This is a genomic window from Thalassospira sp. UBA1131, assembly GCF_002311515.1.
Classification (GTDB): Bacteria; Pseudomonadota; Alphaproteobacteria; order Rhodospirillales; family Thalassospiraceae; genus Thalassospira.
In genome coordinates, this window is record NZ_DCAO01000044.1 from 63,484 (window position 1) to 69,739 (window position 6,256).

The window sequence follows — 6,256 nt, forward strand, 5'->3', positions numbered from 1 at the left end:
TGGCGCCGCTGACCACCCGCTCACACGGAATTTCGCTGTATGGCGATCTGAAATACGGTCCGGATTTCCACCATTTCGATTATGTGAACCCCGATGCGCCGAAGGGCGGCACGCTGGTGCAATCCTCCATCGTTGCCTTTGATACGCTGAACCCCTTTACACTCAGGGGGCTGCCAGCCGCCGGGATCAGCCTGATTTATGACAGCCTGATGGCTGCAAGTGCAGATGAACCTTCCTCAATGTATGGTTTGATTGCGCACAGCATTGAGGTCCCCGAAGACCGGTCCTTCGCCATCTTCCATCTTGATCCGCGTGCACGCTTTCAGGATGGCACTGACATCACCGCCGAAGATGTCGTGTTTTCCTATGATGTCCTGATCGAAAAAGGCAGTCCGGTTTATCGGCAGTATTTTTCGCAAGTCGAAAAAGCCGAGGCGATTGATGAGCTGACCGTCAAATTCACCTTCAAGCCTGGCAATAATCGCGAAACCCCGATGAATGTTGCTGGCATTTCAATTATGCCCAGGAAGTTCTGGGAAGGTAAGGATTTCTCCAAAACCACCTTCGAATTCCCGGTCGGCAGTGGCGCCTATATGATCGACAGCATCGAAGCCGGACGCCGGATCACCTATAAACGCAATCCTGACTACTGGGCAGCAGATCTTCCGGTCAATCGCGGTCAGAACAATTTCGATACCATTCGCTATGATGTCTATCTCGACCCGGAAGTGCAGCGTCAGGCTTTTCTGGCTGGCGAATATATGGTGCGGTCCGAACATTCATCACGTGACTGGAGCACCGCTTACAATACCCCTGCGGTCGAACGTGGTGACATCAAAAAGGAATTTCTGCCTGATCACCTGCCTGTCGGCATGCAGGCCTATGTGATGAACAACCGCCTGCCGCTGTTTGCCGATTGGCGGGTGCGCAAGGCGCTGCAATACGGTTTTGATTTCCAATGGCTAAGCCAGGCAATGTTCTATGGCGCCTACAAGCGGACTGACAGTTATTTTGTCAATTCCGATCTTGCTTCAAGTGGCATCCCGACCGGCGATGAACTGGCCTTGCTGGAACCCTACCGCGATCAATTGCCGCCCGAACTGTTCAGCCAGCCTTTCACACTGCCGAATTTTGACGAAGCTGACGGGCGTCGCAAGGCGCTGCGTGACTCCATGACGCTTCTGAATGAAGCGGGCTGGGAATTGCGTGACAAAGTTCTGGTGAATAAGGAAACCGGCCAACCCTTCCGGTTCGAACTGATCATTCGCCAGCCCGGTCTGGAAAAGATCGCATTGGTCATGAAGGCCCGCCTCAAACAACTTGGCGTGACCATGGATATCCGTTTGATCGATACCGGACAATGGATCAACCGTATTCAGGCTTTCGATTTCGAAGTAACAACCCATTGGTGGCAGCAATCACTGACACCGGGCAACGAGCAACGCGTATTCTGGAGCTCGCCGGCCGCCGACCAACCCGGATCGCAAAACTTTGCCGGCATCAAAAATCCCGTGGTCGATGCCATGATTGACAAGGTCGCATCGGCCAATAGCTGGCACGAACTGGTCACGGCCACCCGGGCGCTCGATCGGGTTTTGTTGTGGGGATATTACGTCATCCCGCAATATTATCTTGGGGGCGAACGTCTGGCTTGGTGGGATGTTTTCGGCCGTCCCGAGGATGTCCCGCTTAAAGGGGCATCGGTCATGCGCTGGTGGATCAATCCGGAAAAATCAGCCAAGCTCAAAATGGGGGGATTTTAGGCCATGCTGAACTATATTCTGCGGCGTTTGCTTCTGATCCCGGTCACATTGTTTGGCATCATGGTGCTGAATTTCGCGATCATTCAGTTTGCACCGGGCGGTCCGGTTGAACAGGTGATCGCCCAGCTTCAGGGAACGGCTGTTTCATCAACCGCGCGCATTACCAATCAGGGTGGCGACAGTGGCGGGGGCAGCGGGTCAGGCGCATCGGGCAACAACTTTTCCTCAAACTCGAATTATCGCGGCGCGCAAGGCCTTGATCCCGAAGTCATCAAACAGCTGGAAGTACAGTTCGGTTTTGACAAGCCGGCCCATGAACGCTTCTGGATGATGATGAAGAACTATCTGACCTTCGATTTCGGCCAAAGCTATTTTCAGGACCGTGACGTGGTCGATCTTGTGATCGACAAGATGCCGGTTTCGATCTCGCTGGGCATCTGGTCAACGCTGATCATTTACATCATCTCGATCCCGCTTGGCATTACCAAGGCGGTGCGTGATGGGTCGAACTTCGATATCTGGTCGTCGGCCGCGATCATTGTCGGCTTTGCCATTCCGGGGTTCCTGTTTGCCGTCATGCTGATCGTGGTGTTTGCCGGTGGGGCCTATCTTGACTGGTTCCCGTTACGCGGGCTGACATCGTCAAACTGGGAACAACTGTCCTTGTGGGGCAAGGTCGTTGATTATTTCTGGCATCTGACCCTGCCGATCATTGCACTCACGATTTCGGGCTTTGCCACCCTGACCATGCTGACCAAGAACTCGTTCCTTGATGAGATTAACAAGCAATATGTCGTGACCGCCCGTGCCAAGGGCCTGACGGAAAAGCGCGTGCTCTATGGTCACGTTTTCCGTAACGCCATGCTTCTGATCATTGCCGGGTTCCCCAGCGCACTGGTTGGTATGCTGTTTACCGGTTCGGTCCTGATCGAGGTGATCTTCTCGCTTGATGGTCTGGGCCTGCTTGGTTTTAACGCGGTAATGACGCGTGACTATCCGGTGATGTTTGCAACCCTTTATTTCTTCACGCTGTTTGGCCTGATCATGAACCTGATCAGCGACCTCAGCTATCATCTGGTGGATCCACGGATTGACTTCGAAGGGCGGGAGAATTGATCATGTTCAATGCTGTTCTCTCTCCGCTCAACCGTCGCCGCCTGTCGAACTTCAAATCCAACAAGCGCGGCTATTGGTCGCTTGTGATCTTTACCATTCTGTTTGTCATTTGTCTCGTGGCCGAACTGGTCGCCAATGACAGACCGATCTTCGTCAAATATGGCGATGACTGGTATGTGCCGATCGTATCGGACCATCCCGAAACGGCCTATGGCGGCGATTTCGATGTCGAGACGGATTTCTATGATCCCTATATTCAGGGCAAGATCGCCGAAAACGGCTTTGCCATCTGGCCTTTGATCCCGTTTTCCTATGACACCATCGATTTTGAAATGCGTGAACCGCAACCAGCCCCGCCCTCAACGCGCCATTTGCTGGGCACGGATGAACTGGGCCGCGATGTTCTCGCACGCCTGATTTACGGTTTCCGGATTTCCATTCTGTTTGGTCTGGCACTGACCGCAGTCAGTTCCGTGATCGGCATTGCGGCTGGTGCGGTGCAGGGCTATTTCGGTGGCTGGGTCGATCTTGGCTTCCAGCGCGTGATTGAAATCTGGTCGGGCCTGCCGCAACTCTTCATCCTGATCATTCTGGCCAGCCTGTTTGCGCCGGGTTTCTGGACGTTGCTGTTTATCCTGGTGTTGTTTAGCTGGATGAGTTTGACGGGGCTCGTCCGTGCCGAATTCCTGCGGGCACGTAATTTTGAATATGTCCGGGCTGCGCGCGCACTTGGCATGACCGACACCCGGATCATGTATCGCCATGTTTTGCCCAATGCGATGGTGGCAACCATCACCTTCCTGCCGTTCGTGTTGAATGGCTCGATTGTCGCACTCACATCCCTCGACTTCCTGTCGCTTGGCATGCCGCCCGGCTCGCCGTCCTTGGGCGAACTGCTGTCACAGGGCAAGAACAACCTTCAGGCGCCCTGGCTTGGCTTTACCGCCTTCTTTGCCATCGCAACCATGCTCAGCCTTCTGATCTTTATTGGCGAAGCAGTGCGTGATGCCTTTGATCCCCGTAAAACGTTTTAAGGAGTAGGACCATGACAGCGCAATCCGCCCATCAGCCGCTCCTTGCCATTCGCGACCTCGCGGTCAAGTTCGCCGACGTCACGGCGGTAAAGGATGTGTCCTTTACCCTTGATCGCGGTGAAACCATGGCCCTTGTCGGGGAAAGTGGTTCTGGCAAATCGGTCACAGCCCTGTCGATTTTGCAATTGCTGCCCTATCCGCGCGCCAGCCACCCGTCAGGATCGATCATCTTTGACGGGCAGGAAATGGTCGGGGCCAAGGAACGCACCCTTCGCAAAATCCGCGGCAACCGGATTTCCATGATTTTTCAGGAACCGATGACATCGCTGAACCCGCTGCACAATATCGAAAAGCAGGTCGGCGAGGTGTTGTTGCTCCATAAAGGCCTGCGCGGTGCCAAGGCGCGTGCCCGCATCCTTGAATTGCTTGAACTTGTCGGTATTCCCGATCCGGCGTCACGGCTGAAAGCCCTGCCGCATGAACTTTCCGGTGGTCAGCGCCAGCGCGTGATGATCGCCATGGCGCTTGCCAACGAACCGGAACTCCTGATCGCCGATGAACCGACCACGGCCCTTGATGTCACCATTCAGGCGCAAATTCTTGAACTGCTCAAGGATCTGCAAAGCAAGCTTGGCATGGCGCTGCTCTTGATCACCCACGATCTGCAGATCGTTCAGAAAATGGCGCAGACCGTCTGTGTGATGAAAGACGGCGAAATCGTCGAGGCCGGGCAGGCGCGCGCCCTGTTTGACGATCCCAAACACGATTACACCAAAAAGCTGCTGTCGGCCGTGCCCAGTGGCGAAGCCCCGGCATTGCCCGAAAACGCCACCGAGCTGCTTGAAACCAGCAACATCCATGTCCAGTTCCCGATTGGCCGCAAGGGTATCCTTGGGCGGCCCGATCATTATCTCAATGCCGTTGATCAGATTTCGCTGACCCTTAAGCAGGGCGAAACGCTTGGCATTGTTGGCGAAAGCGGATCGGGTAAAACCACGCTCGCCATGGCGATCCTCAGGCTTCTGAAATCAACCGGGGACATCCGCTTTGCCGGCCAGGACATTCGCGATTTTTCCGGTGCTGATTTGCGCAAGCTCCGCCGCGATATGCAGGTGGTGTTTCAGGATCCGTTCGGCTCGCTCAGTCCGCGCATGTCCATTGCCCAGATCGTTGGCGAGGGCCTTGAAATCCACGCGCCCGACCTGTCCCAGGCCGAACGGGAAGCCCGCATTGCCGAGGCGCTTGACGAAGTCGACCTGCCGCAAAATGCCATGGATCGTTATCCGCACGAATTTTCCGGCGGGCAGCGTCAACGCATTTCGATTGCCCGTGCATTGGTCTTAAAACCCCGCTTTATCGTACTCGATGAACCGACATCGGCCCTTGATATGTCGGTACAGGCCCAGATCGTCGAACTGCTGCGTGATTTGCAGGCGCGCCATAAGATGGCATACTTGTTCATCAGTCATGACCTGCGCGTTGTGCGTGCATTGTCGCACCGTGTCATGGTCATGAAGAACGGCAAACTGGTCGAAAGCGGGGCGGCTGCCGATGTGTTTGATAACCCGCAACAGCCCTATACCAAGGCGCTGCTGGCCGCTGCCCTTGATCTCAAAGCAGCCGGTAAGGAATTTGTCAGAAACTAGGGGCAGCATTCCGGGTCAAGATCGGGTACAACATATGAAAAGGCAATAATAACAGGACTATAAAGGCAGGTTTAAGGTTGAATATGTTGTCACGTGCGATCAAAAATCGAACCGGACATCGTCTTTGCGACCATGTGCTGATCATGGCTTTGTGCTTTGCTGTATTTTCAATGGCGATCCCCGCGGCCCGTGCCAGCACCGCCTCTGCGGACAAAGCCAGCACCGAAGAACCCAAAGAACCAGCCGTTCCTAAAATACCCGATACGGTTGTTGTCCCTGATCCGGTGTCGCTGACGATTGTCTTGCGCAACAGCGGCACCATTCGTCAGATCGTGTTCAACATCTGGCTGGAAGCCACCAACAGGCAGGCTGTGGACGTCATTGAGCAACGCCTGCCCAAGGTCATCAATGCCTTTCTGGTCGATCTGCAACGCCTGATGTATCGCGATACCGAGCAACGCTTTGAAAACCGCGAACCGGGCAAACGTGGCTTTAAATACACCGCCCCCGGCCTTCTGCCGCCACCGCCCCCCAAGACCGAGGAAGAACTCGCCGCCGAGGCCGAAGCCGCCAAGCTGGCCGAAGAAAATGGCGAGGAAATTGCCAAGGAACCACCCTTCAGCCCGTTCCAGCCGGTTTCAAACCGCTATTTCGCGGCCCTGCAAAACAAGCTTCTGCGCACCGGTCAGGGCGTCCT

5 protein-coding genes are annotated in these 6,256 nt (G+C 55.1%); all 5 read left to right on the plus strand.

Annotated features, from left to right (window positions below; genetic code table 11):
* Nucleotides 1-1,763: extracellular solute-binding protein (locus tag B3Z49_RS07015; protein WP_296989327.1), on the plus strand; the 1,763-nt coding region annotated here is incomplete at its 5' end.
* Between the two features lie 3 nt (nucleotides 1,764-1,766).
* Nucleotides 1,767-2,879, plus strand: coding sequence for a microcin C ABC transporter permease YejB (locus B3Z49_RS07020; RefSeq protein WP_296989329.1), 1,113 nt, complete (start codon nucleotides 1,767-1,769; stop codon nucleotides 2,877-2,879).
* A gap of 2 nt (nucleotides 2,880-2,881) precedes the next feature.
* Nucleotides 2,882-3,913 carry an ABC transporter permease gene (locus tag B3Z49_RS07025; RefSeq protein ID WP_296989331.1) on the plus strand — a complete coding sequence of 344 codons (1,032 nt, stop codon included), beginning with the start codon at nucleotides 2,882-2,884 and terminating at the stop codon, nucleotides 3,911-3,913.
* 11 nt (nucleotides 3,914-3,924) lie between these two features.
* Complete coding sequence (locus B3Z49_RS07030; protein WP_296989332.1) at nucleotides 3,925-5,559, plus strand: ABC transporter ATP-binding protein; 1,635 nt, start codon at nucleotides 3,925-3,927, stop codon at nucleotides 5,557-5,559.
* Between the two features lie 170 nt (nucleotides 5,560-5,729).
* The coding region (locus tag B3Z49_RS07035) for a hypothetical protein (protein WP_296989335.1) at nucleotides 5,730-6,256 on the plus strand (527 nt) is incomplete at its 3' end.